At 69.9% G+C, this 18323-nt stretch carries 19 protein-coding genes and 1 pseudogene; 8 read left to right on the top strand and 12 right to left on the bottom strand.

Annotated features, from left to right (window positions below; genetic code table 11):
- Nucleotides 1-44: 44 nt before the first annotated feature.
- A pseudogene (locus A6P39_RS01525) lies at nt 45-395 on the top strand (TetR family transcriptional regulator C-terminal domain-containing protein); the annotation flags it as partial.
- A gap of 62 nt (nt 396-457) precedes the next feature.
- On the opposite strand, the gene A6P39_RS01520 reads toward A6P39_RS01525, so the two are convergent.
- Nucleotides 458-1741 carry a YbfB/YjiJ family MFS transporter gene (locus tag A6P39_RS01520; RefSeq protein ID WP_443052797.1) on the bottom strand — a complete coding sequence of 428 codons (1284 nt, stop codon included), beginning with the start codon at nt 1739-1741 and terminating at the stop codon, nt 458-460.
- Nucleotides 1742-1835: 94 nt separating this feature from the next.
- Nucleotides 1836-2138 carry a muconolactone Delta-isomerase family protein gene (locus A6P39_RS01515; RefSeq protein ID WP_067046012.1) on the bottom strand — a complete coding sequence of 101 codons (303 nt, stop codon included), beginning with the start codon at nt 2136-2138 and terminating at the stop codon, nt 1836-1838.
- Nucleotides 2139-2303: 165 nt separating this feature from the next.
- Between A6P39_RS01515 and A6P39_RS01510 the strand changes: the two genes are divergently transcribed.
- From A6P39_RS01510 to A6P39_RS01495, 4 genes are all read left to right on the top strand, one after another.
- The gene (locus A6P39_RS01510) at nt 2304-3227 is read left to right on the top strand and encodes a LysR family transcriptional regulator (protein ID WP_067046014.1); all 924 of its coding nucleotides are present in this window, start codon (nt 2304-2306) and stop codon (nt 3225-3227) included.
- 287 nt (nt 3228-3514) lie between these two features.
- Nucleotides 3515-4228 (top strand): SDR family NAD(P)-dependent oxidoreductase, encoded by a 714-nt coding sequence (locus tag A6P39_RS01505; RefSeq protein ID WP_067046056.1) that lies wholly within the window; start codon nt 3515-3517, stop codon nt 4226-4228.
- 32 nt (nt 4229-4260) lie between these two features.
- A complete protein-coding gene (locus A6P39_RS01500; RefSeq protein WP_030651808.1) occupies nt 4261-4632 on the top strand; it encodes a nuclear transport factor 2 family protein in 372 nt (123 codons plus the stop codon).
- Nucleotides 4633-4860: 228 nt separating this feature from the next.
- Nucleotides 4861-5418 carry a SpoIIE family protein phosphatase gene (locus A6P39_RS01495; protein ID WP_079133403.1) on the top strand — a complete coding sequence of 186 codons (558 nt, stop codon included), beginning with the start codon at nt 4861-4863 and terminating at the stop codon, nt 5416-5418.
- A gap of 61 nt (nt 5419-5479) precedes the next feature.
- Here the strand turns inward: A6P39_RS01495 and A6P39_RS01490 are convergent, their stop codons facing one another.
- From A6P39_RS01490 to A6P39_RS01445, 10 genes are all read right to left on the bottom strand, one after another.
- Nucleotides 5480-6358: an ABC transporter substrate-binding protein gene (locus tag A6P39_RS01490; RefSeq protein ID WP_067046016.1), complete on the bottom strand. Its 879-nt coding sequence runs from the start codon at nt 6356-6358 to the stop codon at nt 5480-5482.
- Nucleotides 6359-6416: 58 nt separating this feature from the next.
- A complete protein-coding gene (locus A6P39_RS01485) occupies nt 6417-7172 on the bottom strand; it encodes an SDR family NAD(P)-dependent oxidoreductase (protein ID WP_067046018.1) in 756 nt (251 codons plus the stop codon).
- A complete protein-coding gene (locus A6P39_RS01480; RefSeq protein WP_275883771.1) occupies nt 7169-7789 on the bottom strand; it encodes a TetR/AcrR family transcriptional regulator in 621 nt (206 codons plus the stop codon). The genes A6P39_RS01485 and A6P39_RS01480 overlap by 4 nt, the downstream gene beginning before the upstream one ends.
- A gap of 149 nt (nt 7790-7938) precedes the next feature.
- Nucleotides 7939-10116, bottom strand: coding sequence for a SpoIIE family protein phosphatase (locus tag A6P39_RS01475; protein ID WP_079133397.1), 2178 nt, complete (start codon nt 10114-10116; stop codon nt 7939-7941).
- Nucleotides 10117-10217: 101 nt separating this feature from the next.
- Nucleotides 10218-11420: a thiolase family protein gene (locus tag A6P39_RS01470; protein ID WP_067046020.1), complete on the bottom strand. Its 1203-nt coding sequence runs from the start codon at nt 11418-11420 to the stop codon at nt 10218-10220.
- Nucleotides 11417-12061 (bottom strand): CoA transferase subunit B, encoded by a 645-nt coding sequence (locus A6P39_RS01465; protein ID WP_067046022.1) that lies wholly within the window; start codon nt 12059-12061, stop codon nt 11417-11419. Before A6P39_RS01465 ends, A6P39_RS01470 begins: the two co-directional genes overlap by 4 nt.
- Entirely contained in the window at nt 12061-12816 is a 756-nt protein-coding gene (locus A6P39_RS01460; RefSeq protein ID WP_067046025.1) for a CoA transferase subunit A, read from the bottom strand. The genes A6P39_RS01465 and A6P39_RS01460 overlap by 1 nt, the downstream gene beginning before the upstream one ends.
- A 222-nt stretch (nt 12817-13038) precedes the next feature.
- Entirely contained in the window at nt 13039-13899 is an 861-nt protein-coding gene (locus A6P39_RS01455; protein WP_067046027.1) for a DMT family transporter, read from the bottom strand.
- A 57-nt stretch (nt 13900-13956) separates the two neighbouring features.
- Entirely contained in the window at nt 13957-14382 is a 426-nt protein-coding gene (locus tag A6P39_RS01450; RefSeq protein ID WP_067046029.1) for an SsgA family sporulation/cell division regulator, read from the bottom strand.
- Between the two features lie 115 nt (nt 14383-14497).
- The gene (locus A6P39_RS01445) at nt 14498-15232 is read right to left on the bottom strand and encodes a sigma-70 family RNA polymerase sigma factor (RefSeq protein WP_079133398.1); all 735 of its coding nucleotides are present in this window, start codon (nt 15230-15232) and stop codon (nt 14498-14500) included.
- A gap of 228 nt (nt 15233-15460) precedes the next feature.
- On the opposite strand from A6P39_RS01445, the gene A6P39_RS01440 reads away from it, so the two are divergent.
- The 3 genes from A6P39_RS01440 to A6P39_RS01430 all read left to right on the top strand — a co-directional run bounded on the left by A6P39_RS01440 (nt 15461) and on the right by A6P39_RS01430 (nt 18240).
- Nucleotides 15461-16783, top strand: a complete 1323-nt coding sequence (locus A6P39_RS01440) for a maleylacetate reductase (protein ID WP_234378918.1) — start codon at nt 15461-15463, stop codon at nt 16781-16783.
- Nucleotides 16776-17645: a dioxygenase family protein gene (locus A6P39_RS01435; protein WP_067046031.1), complete on the top strand. Its 870-nt coding sequence runs from the start codon at nt 16776-16778 to the stop codon at nt 17643-17645. Before A6P39_RS01440 ends, A6P39_RS01435 begins: the two co-directional genes overlap by 8 nt.
- A 106-nt stretch (nt 17646-17751) precedes the next feature.
- Nucleotides 17752-18240, top strand: coding sequence for a flavin reductase family protein (locus tag A6P39_RS01430; protein ID WP_079133400.1), 489 nt, complete (start codon nt 17752-17754; stop codon nt 18238-18240).
- Nucleotides 18241-18323: the final 83 nt, after the last annotated feature.

The following is an 18323-nucleotide window of genomic DNA, read 5'->3' as shown; positions in this document are numbered from 1 at the left end:
GAGGAGCCGGCTGACCAGCCACGTAGCCGTGGTGGATCGCACCGGAGGCCGGCCAGCGTGCCGTCCAGCTGGGCTGCGGCACCGTGGCGGGCTGTCTGTTCGGGCACCTCGCTCTGGAGCTGAGCAACCAGACCGAGGCGGTCCGTGAGCGGCTGCAGGAGATCTTCGACGCACAGGTCGCCATGGTGGAGTCCGTCATCGCCGAGGCCCGTGAGCGCGGCGAGGCCGCCGTGGCCGACACCCGTGAGGCGGGGCGCGCCGTCGTGGCTCAGCTGGAAGGCCAGGTGATGTTCGCCAAGCTGTACAACAACACGGACCGGCTCGGCCCCCTGTGGCCCAACTGCCTGACCCTCCTCGGCGGACGGCCGACGCAGGAGGCCGTGGCCGGCGTCTGACCCGATCTTCGCCTGCGCGACTGCTCCCGGCGGCTGCGGCGGCCCGGGAGGGCCCGGTCTCCTCAGGCCTCGTCCTCGTCCGGCACGGGGCAGGCGTACACCGGCGCGGACTGCCCCACCTCCCCGGCAGACCGTGCCGCAGGGCTCTGGTCCACGACCGGCATCGCGTGGGGGAAGCCGACGCGGAGCACGGCGGCGGCGACCGCGCCGGCGAGGACCACCGCCGAGGCCAGGATCAGAGCCTGGTGGTAGCCGTGGTGGAGCAAGGGGGTGACGGCCAGCGGGCCGAGGATCTGGCCGACCGAGTAGCCGGCGGTCAGCAGCGCGACCGACCGCGGGAACCGCAGGTGAGCGCCCGCGGCAAGGGTGAGGGTGCTGATGCCGATGAACGTCGCGCCGAACAGGATCGCGGAGACCAGTGCGGCCGGCACCCCGCCGACGACGGCGGGCAGGGCGATGCCGACGGCCTGGATGACCAGCGCGGTGAGCAGCAGGCCGGGGCGGGACCAGCGATGCCCGAACCATGCCCACAGCGCCGAGGACGGCACGGCGGCCAGTCCGGCCAGCACCCAGGCGCCACTGCCGACCCAGCCCGGGGAGCCTTGTCCGATCGCGGCGACGAGGAAGGTGCCGGCGACGATGTACCCGATGCCCTCCAGCGTGTAGCTGACGAACAGGGCGCTGAACCAGCGGTGTACCCGTGTCCTGGGATGCGAGCCCGCCCCGCCGCCGGAGGGTGCGGGCGTTTCCTCCGGACGCAAGGTCCAGCAGGCGACGGCCATGAGCGCGCAGAGCACGGCCGAGGCCCACCAGGCGGAGCGCCAGTCGCCGAACGCGCGCAGGAAGAGGACGACGAGACCGGACAGGGCGATCCCGGCGCCGACGCCTCCGAAGGCCCAGCCGGTCAGGTGGGCGGGGTGCGGCCTGAGGTGGCCGAGGAGGGAGTTGACCGCGATGACGAAGATCAGGGCGCTGGTGATCCCGGCGAGCAGCCGGAGCGCAAGCCACGCGCCGGTGCTGTGGACGGTGGGCATCCCCGCCAGAGTGGCGGTCAGTACCACCAGGGAGACGCGAAGGAGCAGACGGGAGCGGACCAGTGCCGGGACGAGGATGCCCGCCAGCGCGCCGATCAGATAGCCGACATAGTTGGCGGTGGCCAGGTTCGCACCGGCACTCGCGGACAGCCCTGCCTGCGTGTGCATCAGCGGCAGGATCGGGGTGTAGACGAAGCGGCCGACGCCCATGCCTGCTGCCAGTGCCGCGGCGGCCTGGGCCGCGTGGCCGCGCGGCGAGTGCAGCGTGCGGTGCGGACGAACGGACGACAGGCCCAGGTCCGGCGAACTCATGTGGATATCCCTCTGACGCGGTGCAGATCTTGGTTGATGAAGGCCCCGGTGCCGCAGCCATGGGTGACGGCGATGGCTCCGGCACAGGCGGCGGTCACTGCGCCGCGCCGACCGTGCCCGGGTCGTTGGGGTGGGGCACCAGTGCGGTGACGGTGAGGGTCATCCAGGACCGGAGCGGCAGTGTGCCGAGTATCTTCTCGTGCAGCTCGGCTTCGTCTGCGGCCCGCCAGATGCCGATGCTGCGCAGCTCGCCGACCGGACGCCACAGCCGGTACAGATGGCCGGAAGCGGCCAGTTCCGCCGCGCGGACGGCCTCGGCGGCTCGGCGGCGCCCGACCTCGTCCGCACCGGCGCCCTCGGGGACGGTGGTGGTGATCTGCACCAGGAACTCTGGCATTTCCTCGCTCCTCTCGGATCCACGCCGGAGTCACTGGATCCGCGTCATGGGGCCGTTCGGTGCCCCGTCCTCGCCTTCGTGCCTCCATCCTGGCCCTGCCACCAGGGACGTTGCCATGACCGGCTCCCTCCTTGCTGATAGGTGACCCCTCCCAGCGCGCGTAGCATGAGGGGCGTGGAGCTGCGCCAACTGAGGTATTTCATCGCGGTGGCCGAGGAGCTGAACTTCGGCCGGGCCGCCTCGCGGCTTCTGATCGCCGGTCCTTCCCTCTCCCAGCAGATCAAGGCCCTCGAACGCGACCTCGGGGTGCGCCTCTTCGAGCGCGATCGCCGCTCGGTGTCCCTCACTCCGGCCGGTGCGGAACTGCTCCCGCACACCCGCGCTCTGCTGGAACGGGCGGATGACCTCCAGCGCCGCGCCGGCCGGCTGTCCGGCTCCGAACCGGTCCGGCTCGGCTACGTCAACTGGCTGCCCGGAGATCTGACCGTTCGTACCTCCTCGGTGGCTCAGATCCACATCGACGCCTGGGTCGCCCCCTCCCACACCCAGGCAGCCCGGGTGGCCGACGGCAGCCTCGATCTCGCGGTGTGCTGGGTACGGGCCGAGGATGTGGAAAGGCACCGCCTGAACGCCCGGATCCTCGGCGCCGATCGGCTCTATGCCGTCGCCAAGGGAGACGACACCAGCCCGGTGCGGGCCCGGGACACCGCGGTTCTCCTCGACGACGACATCACGTCCTGGTCGTCCTGGAACGTCTACGCCGAAGAACTCGCCCGTGACACCGGAGCCCGAGCCGTGCCCATATCGGACGGCGGCATCACCGGCCCGGCCTTCTTCGACCACGTCCGCCGCAGCGACCGTCCGATCATCAACTCGCCCAAGGGGCAGACCTGCGCGCTCCCGGCCGACCTGGTGCGACGCCCCGTCGTCGCCCCCGAGGTCTACTGGACCTGGTCCCTCGTACGACGCGAGAACGAGGCACGCGCGGCGGTCATCGCTGCCATGGACGCCCTGTGTGACGGCGTCCTAGACCTCGGCATACACGCCGCCGACGCCTGGCTGCCCGCCGGCTGCCCGTACCGACAGTAGAGACCGAGTCCCCGCCGACGGAAGCCGCCGTTCCCCGGCACCGACGCGATCCGTCAGTCCCGACGCGATCCGTCGGTCCGACGCAATCCGTGGTCTTCTACCTGCAACGTCCCCACCTGCACTGAGAGCCACGGCCTCCCAGACGGGAGGAATCGAGTCCCAGAGGAGGGGCCGCCAATTGTTGCCTCGCGGGCGCACGGCTGCCTATCGTCAAATAGTCGACCGGTCGGCTAAAAATTCTTCCACCGGTCCGGAACAGTCCTCCCACCTCGAAAGTGAAGATCACCGTGAGCATTGCGCAGCAGAAGGTCGCCGTCATCACCGGCGCGTCACAGGGCATCGGCGCCGGACTGGTGGACGGCTACCGCGCACTCGGGTACGCGGTCGTCGCCACCTCCCGCACCATCGCACCCTCGGACGACGCGGAGGTCGTCACCATCCAGGGGGACGTCGCGGATCCCTCCACCGCCGGCCGTGTCATCTCCGCCGCGGTGGAGCGGTTCGGCCGGGTCGACACCCTGGTGAACAACGTGGGCGTCTTCGTCGCCAAGCCCTTCACCGACTACACCGTCGACGACTATGCGGCCGTGATCGGCGTGAACCTGAGCGGTTTCTTCCGTATCACTCAGCTGGCGGTCGAGCAGATGCTCGCCCAGGGCGGCGGTCACATCGTCAACATCACCACCAGCCTGGTGGACAGCGCTGACTCCAGGGTGCCCTCGGTGCTTGCCTCGCTGACCAAGGGTGGCCTGCAGTCCGCGACCAAGTCCCTGGCGATCGAGTACGCCACCCGAGGCATCCGCGTCAACGCCGTGTCGCCCGGCACCATCAAGACCCCCATGCACCCCGAGGAGACCCACGAGTTCCTTGCCGCCCTGCACCCGGTCGGCCGGATGGGTGAAGTGAGCGACATCGTCGGCGGAGTGCTCTTCCTGGAAGCGGCGCCGTTCGTCACCGGCGAGATCCTGCACGTCGACGGCGGCATGAGCGCCGGACACTGACCGTACACCGAGTCTTGGACCAAGGAGTGGACATGACCGCCACGACCGACGACGCGGAGATCCTGAGCGGAGTGCTCGACCAGTGGAAGGCCGCGGTCGACGCGCACCAGCCCGACCGCGTCGCCGCCCTCTTCACCGAGGACGCCGTCTTCCAGGGGCTGCACCCCTACAGCGTCGGACGCCAGGGCGTCGCCGACTACTACGACTCCCAGCCCCTCGGCATGAAGGCGGCATACCGGATCCTCGAGACCAGGCGGCACGCCGACGACCTCGTCCTCGGCTACCTCGCCGTCGAGTTCTCGTTCACGGACCGGCCTCCGCTGGACGTGAAACTCTCCGTCCTCGTCGTCCGCACAGGGGACGACTGGTCCATCGGCCACTATCAGGTATCCCGCCTGGACTAGCCTGTTCGGCCAGATCAACCGACCTCGTCTCTGGCGCATGTCGACGCCCGCTCAACGGGCGCTTCGCACCCGGGTTGCGCCGCACCGTGCCCCCTGAGCGGGGTGACCGGTGTGGCGTACCTGCGCTGTTGTCAGCGACGCCTTCTCCCCACTGCGGAAGCGTGCCAGCGGCTCCTTCTCCGCGGCCCGAGTCTCACTGGCGTTGCGGTGGCCACGTGCGCTCTGGCCATGGAAGCGGCGGCTCACACGGCAGTGTGTCTCGACAACGTCCCTCGGTTCGCCGCGAGCACACCGCCGCCGCAACCATTCAGCGGCATTTGCTGGCACGGTGTCAGGCTCCACGGCAGCTGCTTCGATGCCCCGTCCCCGCCCGGCGCCCGTACCGCGCTGGTGATCGGCGAAGTCGCCGGACAGGGCATCCACGCCGCAGCCACCATGGGGCAAGTACGCACGGCCGTGCAAACGCTGGTCGCCCTCGACCTGGAACCCGACGAGTTCCTGGCCATTAGCACACCTTCACACGGATGTCGGTTGGGTCTCGGCCTGCCCAGTCGCCCCGGAACGCCTGCAGGGTCTGCCACCGGTGCCGAGCGTGTCCGCGGCAGGGGCCGGGATCCGCTGCACGCTGCGACGGGCTTCTACACGTCGACGCCGGCCGCCCTCGCCGACGAGAAGCGGGGACCCTCGTCGAGGGCGAAAGCCGTGATCACGTGGGCGATAGAGGAGCCCGATTTCCAAGACTTGGGGCACCGGTCGACCGGTTGCGCGACTGCGACTCCGCAGTGAAGAACGCCATCATTCGTCTGGATAGGATCACGTGCCATAACTGCCGCACGGGTCCTGATGCCTAGGCTGTGGTGGCCGCAGTGTGGAAGAACTCGGCCGCGGTGACACCGGCGGGAACGCCGAGTTCGGCGGCGACCGCGGTGATCGCCTCGTCGCCGACAGCGAGGTCGGCCTGGCCGTCCGTGGTGAAGTACGGCGCGATGAACGTGTCGTAGTGGGCTCGGGCCTCTTTCGCGGTCTGTCCGCCGAGGAACGTCTGCATGTGGCGCACCGTGGTGTCGGGGTCGTCGTGGATCACCTGAAGGGCGCGCCGGTGGGCTCGTACGACGGCCTGGACCGCAGGGTCGTCCGGTGAGATGTAGGTGGGGTCGACGGCCACGCCCACGGTGGGGATCTGGAAGTGGTCGCCGACCCAGGCCAGCACGTTCCAGCCGTGCTCGGCGGCCACCGCCTCCGGTGCCATGGTGCTGCCGACGTAGGCGGCGTCGATACTGCCGTCGTTGAGCCGGCGCAGGTCCATGCCGTAGTCGCCGGGCGAGCGGACGATGGTCTTCACGTCGCGGTCCGGGTCGAGGCCGGCCTTTCGCAGCACGATCCGGGCGAATGCGCCGGGCGGGGTGTGCGGGGCGTGGATCGCCAGCCGTCGCCCGGCCAGGTCGGCCAGGGAGGTCAGGCCGGGGCGGGCGAGGAACCAGAACAGCGGGCGTTGGGTGTTGACACTGAGTGCGACCCACGGGGTGCCGTCGGTCAGTCGTGACAGCAGTGCCCGGCCGAGCCCGATGGTGGCGCAGCGGCGCAGCCGTTCCACGTCCCAGATGCAGCCGTCGCGCAGCGCGACGTGGACACCCTCCTCGGCGTAGTAGTCCTGCTGGTCGGCGATGTAGGCGGCGAGTTCTTCGTGCAGGCCCCGTCCGACGTAGGCCAGGTCGATCGTGTGCATGAACGTCTTTCCTTGATTGTTTAAGGGTTCGGCCGCGTGTGCGGAGGTCAGCGGTGTGTCAGTACATGGCCATGCCGCCGTTGACCGCGGCCGTGGTGCCGGTCATGAAGGAGTTGTCCTCGGCGGCGTAGAAGGCGACCGCTTGGGCGACGTCGGCCGGGTGGGCCAGGCGGCCCAAGGGGGTGGCGGCCACCTGCCGCTGCCTCGTCGCGTCGTCGAGCACGGCATCAGCGGTGCGGGACTCCACCGGGCCGGGCGAGACGACGTTGACCGTGATGCCCTGCGGGCCGAGTTCCTGGGCGAGATACCGGGCGAACTGCTCGAGTGCGGCCTTGGAAACGCCCAGCGCGATCATGCCCGCCCGCGGCAGGCGGCTGAGTCCGGTACCGATGTAGATGAGGCGTCCCCACCCTCGTTCGGTCATCGTGGGCAGTACGGCTTTGGTGACCGCGAACGCCGCATGCATCTCGGCGTCGATCTTGCCGCCCAGTTCTTCCCACGTCATGTCCTTGAACGGCTTGACCGCATACGGGATGAGCGCGTTGTGCACGAGCACGTCGATGCCGCCCCAAGCCGCCTGGACCTGTCCGACCATGCTCTCGACGGCCGCCTCCTCGCGCACATCGGCCTGCACGGCCATGGCCTGGCCTCCGGCGGCCTCGATGTCGGCCACGACCTCCTCGGCCGCCTTGGCGTTGCGGAGGTAGTTGACCACCACGCGCATTCCTCGCGCGGCCAGAAGTCGCGCCGTGGCTGCGCCGATTCCGCTGCTGGCCCCCGTCACCAATGCCACCCTGCCGGTTGTCCCGGTCATGGGCCCACCTCCTGCTCGTCGTCGCGGGCCGTCGGGATGACCGCCCGGGGTTGTTCGTCGTCGATGCCCTGGCCTGTCGGGCGGATCGCCCCGTACAGCACGGTGTCGACGGTCGCCCGCAGCAGATCGGCTGCGGTCCACTCCAGATCGCGCGGCAACTCCGACATGAGCAGCCGTTCCAACGCGCCGCGGGTGATCTCACTCAGCAGCTCGGGCGGCGCCGGCAGCAAGCCCTGCTGGTGCCCCTCCCGGAACAGCTCGTCGAGCCGCTGGTAGACCACCGCGTCCACACGCTGCTCCACGTACTGGCGCAGCATCGCGTCGCCCCGCCCCGTCGCGAGCTGAGGCGCGCCGATCCGTCCGAGCTCACTGCCCGCCGCGATCAGGAACCGCTGCACCCGCACAGCGAACGGCTGCCCTGCTGCGTCCTCGGTCGCCGTCACCAGCGTGCGCTCCACCGCGGCGAACTGGCGGTCCAGCACCGCGGCCAGCAGGCTGCGCTTGTCCGGGAAATGGCGGTAGATCGTCTTCTTGCTCATCCCGAGTTCACGAGCGAGATCGTCCATGCTCACCCGCGCGAAACCCGACCCGAAGAACAGCCGGCCGGCCGCCTCCACGATCAGGTCCGCACGCCGCTCGCCACTGGGGGAAACTGAAGAAACTGAATTAGTTTCCATGGTTCCCATCGTTGCCCTCGGTGCCTGCGCTGTCAAGGCAGGCCGTCCGGCCGCAGTGACTGCCGTGCAAGCCCAGCCGGGGGCGCGCGCTATCCGGCGGTGGCAAGCCCGATGAGCAGCAGGGCGATGTCGTCCGTCCGGGGCGCGGTCTGCCGTGCATGGTCGATCAAGGTCGTGGCGAGTCGGTCCATGGGCTGGGCCGAGGCCCGGGCGAGCTGGGTGGCGAGCCCTGACATGGCGTCGTCCATGTCGACCCCGGGAGTCTCGACGAGGCCGTCGGTGTACAGGGCGAGGACGGTGCCGGGGGTCAGCGGGATCTCGGTGGCGGGATAGTCCGCGTCGGGGTCGATGCCGAGCAGCAGCCCGGGCTGGAGCGGAAGGACCTCGGCGTGGCCGTCCGGGCGACGCATGACGGGCGGGGGATGGCCGGCGGTGGCGAGGACGGCTCGGCGGTGTGCGAGGTCGAGATGGGCGTAGAGGCAACTGACGAAGCGGCCCGGGTCCATGGCGACCAGCAGGCGGTTGGCCTGGGCGAGGGCCTGTGACGGCGTGGCCCCCGAGGCGGCGTGCGAGCGGATGGCGGGGCGCACCCGGCCCATGAGCGCGGCGGCGTTGACGTTGTGGCCCTGGACGTCTCCGATGACCGCGGCGGCGGTGCTGTCGTCGACCCGGACCAGGTCGTAGAAGTCGCCGCCGATGTCCATGCCGCGGACGCTGGGCAGATAGCGGGCCGCCACATCCAGTCCGGGAAGGTCGGGCAGCGAGTCGGGGAGCAGGGCCGCCTGCAGGGTCCTGGCGAGTTCGTTGCTGGTGTCGTACATGCGGGCCCGTTCCAGCGCCTGCGCGATCAGTCCCGCGAGCGCGATGAAGACGACCCGCTGCTGGTCGGGAAACGGGTGGGGCCGGTCGAAGGCGAACACGCACGAGCCCACCGGGCGCCCGGAGGCGATGAGCGGCAGAAACGCCCAGGCATGCAGACCCTTCTGGTGCGGGGCGGGCGGGTAGGCCCGGGACAGCTCGTCGAAGGAGGCGTAGAAGCTGGGCACGCCGGTGGCGAGGACCCGGACCGCGGGTGCCGGGTGGGTCAGCGGCACCCCGTCGAAGTGCTGGAGCAGCGAGGGGTTGTAGCCCCTGCGGCCGACGACCCGCATTCGGCCGTCCTCGGCGGTGAGCAGGGCGACGGTCCGGGCTCCGAACGCCGGCAGCATCTCCTCGGTGACCAGATCGACCACGTCCGAGACGCCCACGGTTTCGGAGAGGGCGGCGGCCAGGTGCAGTACCCGGTAGACCTCGCCCAGGCGGATCGGCTCGCCCTGGAACGTCTCCGTCCCGGTGGGTGCCGGCTGCGAGTCTCCGCCCGGACCGGTCGGCGATATACGGACGCTCACCCCCGAGTCGTCGGGGTAGAGCTCGAACGCGAGCCACTGGTCCGGCGGGTGCATGGCGGTGTAGTGGCCGGGCTTCCGGCTGACCACGGCAGCGCGGAAGTGGTCCTCGAAGGCCGGGTCGGCGCACCAGGGCAGGGACTGCCATGGGCGAGTGCCGATCAGTTCGTCGGGGCTGCTCGCGCCCAGCAGGGCGGCGGCTGTGGCGCTGACGTAGGTGAACGTGCCTTCGAGGTCGAGGGAGCAGCTGCCCCAGGGCAGCCGTTCGACGAAGTCGGCCGCGGCGAGCGCCTCGGCGGGCCCCCGCTTGCGGGCGGGCGGCTGCACCAGGGTGCGGGGTGTGGGTCCCGGGCCGACGGCATGGCCGGTGCCGGCGGCGTCGCGCAGGAACCGTCCCAGACGCCGACCGGCGGCACGGACCCGTTCGGGGCTCGGGCCGTCGGCACGGGTGGAGCCGGCGCCGGGCCAGAACAGCAGCAGTGCGCCCCAGACCGTCGTGCCGGTGAGGAGCGGCGCCACGGCCACCGCATGGTGGTAGGGCAGGGCGATCGCCGTGCGGGGGTAGCGACGGGCGAGCTCCTCCGGGTCGCCGAGCCAGACGAGCCGCCGCTCGCGCACCGCGTCGGTCACGGGAAAGCGGCTCGACAGCGCCACCCCGAACCACGGCGCGAGATACTCCGCCGGCATCCCTGCGGTCACCTCCAGCCGCAGGGTCTGCTCGTCGGACGCCAGCAGGAAGACCGCTCCCGCGTGCGCGCCGGTGTCGCGCACGGCGAACTCCAGCAGCCGGTCCAGCTCGGCCCGGCGCAGTGACCCGGCGGTGGGTGAAGGGGAGCGGGGCCCGTGGGGCTGCGCCGCGCCGCCTTCCCGCATGGCGCACATATCAGTACCGTACGTCCGCACCCGCCGCCCCCGCGCGGAGGCCGCTGCCGATTCCCGTCCCGGACGCTGTTCCCCACGACGGTCTGCTCGTCCCGTGCGTGTCAGCGTTCGAGGACGAGGGCGAGTCCCTGGCCCACGCCGATGCAGAGGGTGGCGACGCCCGTGCCGGAGCCGCGGCGGGCGAGCTGGTGGGCGACGGTGCCGGCGAGGCGGGCGCCGGAGGCGCCGAGGGGGTGGCCGAGCGCGATGGCGCCGCCCTGCGGGTTGAGGATTGCCGGGTCGAACTCTGGCCATTCGGCGAGGCAGCCGAGGACCTGGGCGGCGAAGGCCTCGTTCAGCTCCAGTACGTCGAGGTCGGCGAAGGTCCGGCCGGCTTTGGCCAGGGCCCGGTCGACGGCTTCGACGGGGGCGAGGCCGAAGTAGTCGGGGTCGATCGCGGAGACTCCGGTCGCGCAGACGCGTGCCAGCGGCTCGCGGCCGATGGCCTTCACACCCTCCTCGTCGGCCAGCAGCAGGGCTGCGGCGCCGTCGTTGAGGGGGGAGGCGTTGCCGGCGGTGACCGTGCCCTGCTTGGTACGGAAGGACGGCTTGAGCCTTGCCATCGCCGCGAGGGAGGCGTTTGGGCGTACGCACTCGTCGGCCGCGAACAGCTGGGGGTCGCCGTTGCGCTGCGGGACTGGGACGGGCACGAACTCGGCGTCGAACAGGCCCTGTTCCTGGGCGGCTGCGGCCTTCTGGTGGCTGTGCAGGGCGAACTCGTCCTGCTGCTCACGGCCGATCTTGTGCTTCTCGGCGATGAGTTCGGCCGACTCCCCGAGAGGGATGGTCCATTGCGGGTTCATCGCCGGGTTCACCATGCGCCAGCCCAGCGTGGTGGAGTACAGCTCGGCGTGGGCGGCCGGGAACGGTCTGTCGTTCTTGGGCAGGACGTAGGGGGCGCGGGTCATGGACTCCACGCCGCCGGCGATGGCGACGGAGGCGTCGCCGACGGCGATGGCGCGGGCGGCCTGGATGACGGCTTCGAGTCCGGAGGCGCACAGCCGGTTGACCGTCGCCCCGGGCACGCTGGTGGGCAGGCCGGCGAGCAGGGCGGCCATGCGGGCCACGTTGCGGTTCTCCTCGCCGGCGCCGTTGGCGTTGCCGAGGTACACGTCCTCGATGTGCGCAGGGTCCAACTGGGGTGTGCGGGAGAGGAGTTCGCGGATGGCGTGGGCAGCCAGGTCGTCGGGGCGCACCGAGGCCAGGCCGCCGTTGTAGCGCCCGATCGGCGTGCGCACGGCGTCGACGATGTAGACGGGGTTCACAGCAGGCCCTCCGTGACGGTCAGCTTGGCGTCGGTCTTGGCGATGATCTCCTCGACGTCGACGGAAGGTGCGCACTCGACGAGCACAAGCCCCTCGTCGGTGACGTCGAGGACACCGAGATCGGTGATGATCCGGTTCACGCAGTGCTTCCCGGTCAGCGGCAGTGTGCACTCGGTGCGGATCTTCGGCGAGCCGTCCTTGGCTGTGTGCGTCATGACGACGATGACCGTGCGGGCGCCGTGGACCAGGTCCATCGCACCGCCGATCCCCGTGATCATCTTTCCGGGGATCGCCCAGTTCGCCAGGTCCCCCTGCTCGGAGACCTGCATGGCACCCAGCACCGCTGCGTCGATGTGCCCGCCGCGGATCATCGCGAAGGACAGTGCGGAGTCGAAGAAGGAGGCACCGGGCAGGACCGTGACGGTCTCCTTGCCGGCGTTGATCAGGTCCGGGTCGACCTCGTCCGCACCCGGGTAGGGGCCAGTGCCCAGGATGCCGTTCTCCGACTCGAGGATCACCTCCACCCCTGGCGGCAGGTAGGCGGGGATCAGCGTGGGCAGGCCGATGCCGAGATTGACGTACTGGCCGTCGCGCAGCTCACGCGCGGAGCGGGCGGCCATCTCCTCACGAGTCCAGGCCATCAGCTGGTCACCGTCCGCCGCTCGATCTTCTTGTCCGCCGCCTGCTGCGGGGTGAGGGCCAACACCCGCTGGACGAAGATGCCGGGCAGGTGCACCGCGTCCGGATCGATCTCGCCGGGCTCGACCAGCTCCTCCACCTCCGCGATCGTGACCCTGCCGGCCATGGCCGCGAGGGGGTTGAAGTTGCGGGCGGACTTGCTGAACACCAGGTTTCCGTGCCGGTCGCCCTGCGCCGCCCGTACCAGCGCGAAGTCGGTGCGGATGCCGCGTTCGAGCACGTACTCGGTGCCGTCGAAGACCCGCACCTCCTTGGCCGGCGAGGCCAGTGCGACCCCGCCGGAGCCGTCGTAGCGCCAGGGCAGCCCGCCCTCGGCGACCTGCGTGCCCACCCCCGCCGGGGTGTAAAAGGCGGGGATGCCCGCGCCGCCGGCGCGCAGCCGTTCGGCGAGCGTGCCCTGCGGGATAAGCTCCACCTCCAGCTCACCGGACAGGTACTGCCGCGCGAACTCCTTGTTCGCCCCGACATACGATCCCGTCACCCGTCCGATCCGGCCCGCCGAGAGCAGTACCGCCAGGCCCGAATCCATTGCCCCGCAGTTGTTCGAGACGACCGACAGCCCGCCGACGCCCCGCTCGAACAGGGCCTGGATCAGCACGTTCGGCACACCACTCAATCCGAACCCGCCCACGGCCAACGACGCTCCATCCGGCACATCCGCCACGGCCTCCAGGGCCGTATTGACCAATTTCCCCATATTTTTCGGATCTCCAGATGCTCGCGAGAATTCTGTGTCCATCGCGGAGTGTCTTACGCCGCCGACATGTCCGCCCGATGTGCATCCAGCCTGCCGGGGCCGTCCGCTGAGACCTGGTCTCACGGTCCGATGCCACGGCGCGCTTGGCCATCCCGCAGATCGGCGATATTGGCTGCGATTCAAGCGTTGTGCCGTCGGCTGCTCTCGCACGAATCGGGTATTTCACATTCCTGCGGGAACGAGATGCTGACGTGACAGGCGGGCGACCCCGTACGCCACCAGCGCGAGCCCGAGCACCTGGAGGGTCAGCCACCAGCCGGCACGCAGTCTTTCCCCGTAGAGGGTGACGCCGAGCGCCAGGCTCACCAGGGTGTCCCCGAGGGTCAGGGCAGGCTGGGAGGCGACCAGCGGTCCGGACTGCATGGCGTTCTCCAGCAGGAGCAGGGCGCACACGCCGAGGGCTGCGAACGCATAGGTCTGCCATGTGGTGAAGAAGGCACCCATACCCCGGCGGCCGAGGACGGCGGTCGAGGACTTCATGAGCGCGGCAGTGAGGGAGTAGGAGACGGCGGCGGCCAGGCCCATGCACGCGGCGCGCGCCGCGCCGTTGGGCAGCCTGACCGCGACGCTGCACAGCACCACCAAGGCGAGCAGGCAGCAGGTCAGCACCGCTGTCCACCGGGCCGCGGGGATCTCGAGAGTGCCACCGGTCGGCGCGGCCGCGAACAACGCCAGGCACAGGCCGCCCCCGATACTGCCGACGGGCAGCCAGCCGGCCCGGGGCAACGGGCGCCCGAAGACGATGCTCGCGAGCAGCAGCACGAACGGCAACTCCAGCATGAAGAGCGGCTGTACGACCGCCAGGGCGCCGGTGGCCAGCGCGGCGCCCTGGAAGATCGCCGAGAGGGCGACCCCACCTATGCCGAGCAGCCAGACCGGTGTGCGCAGCAGGTCCCACATCAGGCCGATGCGCAGACCGCTGGACTGCGGGACGACGGTGGCGGCCCGGCGCTGCATCACGGTTCCCAGTGCGTTGGTCGCCGCTGCGAGCAGAGCGAAGATCGGCGACAGCACGGTCAACATCGTGGTCTCCTGTCGCGAGATCGCTGTGATCGATGATCGATCGATCGTGGGTGTGGGTCAGTGCTCTGCGAGAAGATGCATCAGTTGGGCGTCCAGGTCGACATGCATGTGCTCGGTGCCGGGTGACACCACCGCATCGGTGCGTTGCAGGAACTCCGTCACCACCGGCCAGGGGATCATGAGGTCCGCCCGTCCTGTGGGCGACGTGAGGACGATCTGCACCATGTGCTGTCCCTGGTGCACAGCAGGGCGCAGGCGGACGTCGCCGATACCGACTGGCTGGAGCAGCCCCTCTCTCAGGAGGTCACGGGCGAAGAACCATTCGACCGCCCGGTCACCGCCGAGGCGGAAGGTCGCACGGACCGCGTAGGGATCGTCGGGACGATAGCCCAGTCGCGTGGACACGGTCACCGCCGAGCCGTCCGGCATGACGAGGAGTGCACATAGCTCGGCATCGACGGCACCGGTGCTGGGTCTCGGCATCTCTTCCTCACTCACTCGGTACGGGAGTCGAGCCCCCCGGCCCGGGGCTGTCCCGGACACCGGGCCGGAGGGCTGTCAACGGGTGTTCCATGCGCTCTTGGAACACCGCTGCCCCCTACATGCATCCCGCCTTCCGCCGCCGTCCCGGGTGACCTCGCTCACCAGCCCGTGGTGCGGACCCACTGCCTCGAACGTGGCCCGCCGGGACGAGACGGTGCTCCTGGGCATAGCCCTCCAGCAGCGAGCGCAGCCGTCGGTGACCTCGGTGCAGTCGGGACAGCACGGTGCCGACGGGAGTCTGCATGATGTCGGCGATCTCACGGGTGGTGAAGCCCTCGACGTCGAAGAGGTACACCGCCGTTCGGAAGTATTCCGGGACGGCTTGCAGCGCCGCCTTGACGTCCGAGTCGGGCAGGTGGTCGAGCGCCTCGGCCTCGGCGGAGCGCAGTCCCGACGAGGTGTGCGAGGCCGCGCGGGCGATCTGCCAGTCCTCGATCGCCGTCGTGTCGTCGCGTTGCGGCCGCCTGCGTTGACTGCGGCGGTAGTTGAGGAACGTGGTGGTGAGGACGCGGTAGAGCCAGGCCCTGAGATTCGTGCCCTCGCGGAACTGGTGGAACGAGGCGTAGGCCCGGGCGTACGTCTCCTGGAGCAGGTCCTCGGCGTCGGTCGGACTGCCGGTCATTCGCACGGCGGCCGCGAAAAGCCGGTCACGGTGTACCAGTGCCGGTTCGAAGCGGGCCTGCATGTCGTGGTCCGCCACGGCCTTCGCGTCCTCATCGGTCTTCCCCGTCGCCGCACGACTCAGCGGGATGCCGGGGTCGGCCTCGCAGTCGGGTCCGGTTCCGGTCATGGTGCCTCCTGGGGTGGGGACGACGGCCGGATCTCAGCCGTCGATCAGGTGCGCGCCGGACCGGTCCGCACCTGGTCCGGGCGACGCACGGACAGCCGCCGTATTGCTGGGTTCGGGACCCCCCGACCTGAACCCTCGCCGCTCGTGAATGCGGACCCATCGGACGCCGTTTCGGTGATCTCGACCGGCATATCCGCCTGACAGAGGTCCGGATCCACGATCCAGCCCATGGACACCCACCGCATCGCGCAGACGAGTGATGTCCGTCGAGAGCCGGAGGCCCCGGGCGCGGAGCCTGTCGCACGAACAAGGTATTTCAATGCCGGTGCCCGTTATCCCTCGCGGATGACGTTGACCCCCGTCATTCAGGCATCGAAAGTCTTGGTTCCAAGCAGACGGCGGGACTGGGGAATTCTCATGAAGACATTCGTGCATCGGGGACAGATCACCAAGGTGGTCTTCGGCAGCGGTACGCGCAGCCGTATCCCTGAAGAGGCTGATGCCCTCGGATGTCGTCGGGTGCTCATCCTGTGCACACCTGGTCAAGTGGGCCAGGCAGTGGAGGTACACGACGTACTGGGCACGGCGGCGGTGGGAACTTTCACGGAAGCGGCTCCGCACACCCCCGTCGAGGTCACGGAGAAGGCGGTCGCGTATGCCAGAACCGTGGGAGCGGACTCGGTGCTCGCCATCGGCGGTGGCTCGACGATCGGCCTCGGCAAGGCGATCGCTCTGCGGACCGGGCTGCCGCAGCTGGCGTTGCCCACCACCTACGCCGGCTCGGAGATGACGCCGATCCTCGGAGAGACCGAAGGGCGCCGGAAGACGACCCGTCGGCTGCCGGAAGTGCTGCCGAAGACCGTGGTGTACGACGTCGACCTGACGTTCACGTTTCCCGCGGCGGCATCGGTGGTCAGCGGCATCAATGCGATGGCGCACGCGGTGGAGGCCCTCTACGCACAGGACCGGGACCCGCTCGCCTTCCTGATGGCCGGTGAAGCGCTCGAATCCCTCATCCGCTCCCTCCCGGTCGTCGTACAGCGTCCGGACGACGGCGAGGCGCGGGCCGATGCCCTGTTCGGGGCGTGGCTGGCGGGCACGTGCCTCGGCACGGTCGGCATGGCCCTGCACCACAAGGTGTGCCACGTCCTGGGCGGCACGTTCGGGCTTCCGCACGCCGAAACTCATGCTGTCGTCCTGCCGCACGTGGTCGCCTACAACGCACCGGCGGCGCCCGAGGCCATGGCACGCATCGCGAAGGCGCTGTCGGAGGTTGATGCCGCTAGCGGTCTCTTCGACTTCGCGGGAAGGCTCGGCGCCCCCAGAGCACTGCGCGACCTCGGCATGCCGGAATCGGGCATCGAGCAGGCGGCCGAACTCATCGTGCGGGACGGCTACTGGAACCCGCGACCAGTAGAACGGACGGCGGTACGCGCCCTCCTGACCCACGCCTGGGCCGGACAACCGCCGTGCACATCACCCGGCGACGGACATCCCTGGACCGAGTCCGCGACCCACCGCCCAACCACCACGGGAGCGCGTCATGCGTGATCTGACCAGCGACACCATCACCGAGGCCGTGATCTCGACCATGCGGGACACCAAGGACTCCCGCGTCGCCGAGATCCTGGAATCACTGGTGCGGCACCTGCACGCCTTCGTCCGCGACGTCGAACTGACGCAGGACGAATGGGCCCGGGGAGTCGACTTCCTGACGCGCACCGGGCAGACGTGCACCCCGACGCGTCAGGAGTTCATCCTGCTGTCCGACGTGCTCGGAGTCACCATGCTGGTCGACGCCCTGACCAACCGACGCCCCAGCCAGGCCACGCAGAACAGCGTGCTGGGCCCGTACTTCAGGGAGGACAGGCCGCAGCAGGCCGACGCCGCAGACATCTCCGGGGGTCTGTCCGGTACCCCGCTGTTCTTCGAGGGACGGGTCGTGGACCACGAGGGAGCACCGGTGGCCGACGCGGCGGTGGACGTCTGGCACAGCGACTCGGACGGCCACTACGACATGGAGGTGCCCGGCCTGGACGAGCCGGCCATGCGCGCGCTGTTCCGCACCGACGAGACGGGGCACTTCGCATTCCGTTCCATCCGCCCGTCCAGCTACCCGATACCCGGTGACGGCCCGGTCGGCGAACTCATGAGCGCGACCAGCAGGTCGCTCATGCGTCCCGCCCATGTGCACCTGCTGATCGAAGCGCCGGGATTCCAGCGCGTGACCACCATGCTCTTCCCCTCGGACGACCCGCACCTGGACACCGATCCGGTGTTCGGCGTCAAGGAGTCGCTGGTCGACCGCTACGACACCTACCCGGCCGACGCCGGGCCCTGCCGGGGCATGACCGACGTGCCGTACACCCTGCTGCGCCACACCTTCGTCCTCGAACCCTGCGTCACGGACTGATCCTCACGGCGTCACCACGACGGGAGCCGGTCATCCACGAGGACGGCCGATGTCGAACACTTCATCACACCGCGGGGTTCAGCCCCGAATTCACGGAGGTCCTCAAATGAGTGAAACCCTTGATGTCGTCTTCGGGTTCCGAGCCACGATGAGCCGGCTCGCCACGGGTGTCAGCGTGATCACCACATGCTCGGGCAGCACGCCCATCGGCATGACGGCGAGCGCCGTCTCCGCGCTGTCGCTGGAGCCGCTCCAACTGCTCGTGTGCATCGGCAACCAGCTCTACACGCGAACCGCGATCGCGGAGCACGGTCGCTTCGCCGTCAACGTCCTCGGCGAGGACAGCGAGCACCTCGCGCGGAACTTCTCCGTTTCCAAGCCGGACAAGTTCGCGGGTGTGGAGACCATCGACGACCACGGCGTGCCGGTGCTGAAGGACGCCATCGCGGCTGTCGTGTGCGACGTCGCAGCGGCACTGCCCGGCGGCGATCACACCATATTCGTGGGCGACGTGCGCCACTTCGAACACCGGATGGAAGGCCGGCCGCTGCTCCACTTCGGCGGAGACTTCGGCACGCTCAGGCCCCCCTGCTAGCTCAGGCGACAGCGGCCCGACGAAGGCTGGCGAATCCCTGCCTCGGTCCACAACGGCCCCCGGCGTCCGGCTTCTGCAGGCGA

The organism is Streptomyces sp. FXJ1.172 (genome assembly GCF_001636945.3).
Lineage (GTDB): Bacteria > Actinomycetota > Actinomycetes > Streptomycetales > Streptomycetaceae > Streptomyces.
The sequence above is the reverse complement of the archived record's forward strand: the minus strand, read 5'-3'. Positions and strand labels throughout refer to the sequence as shown.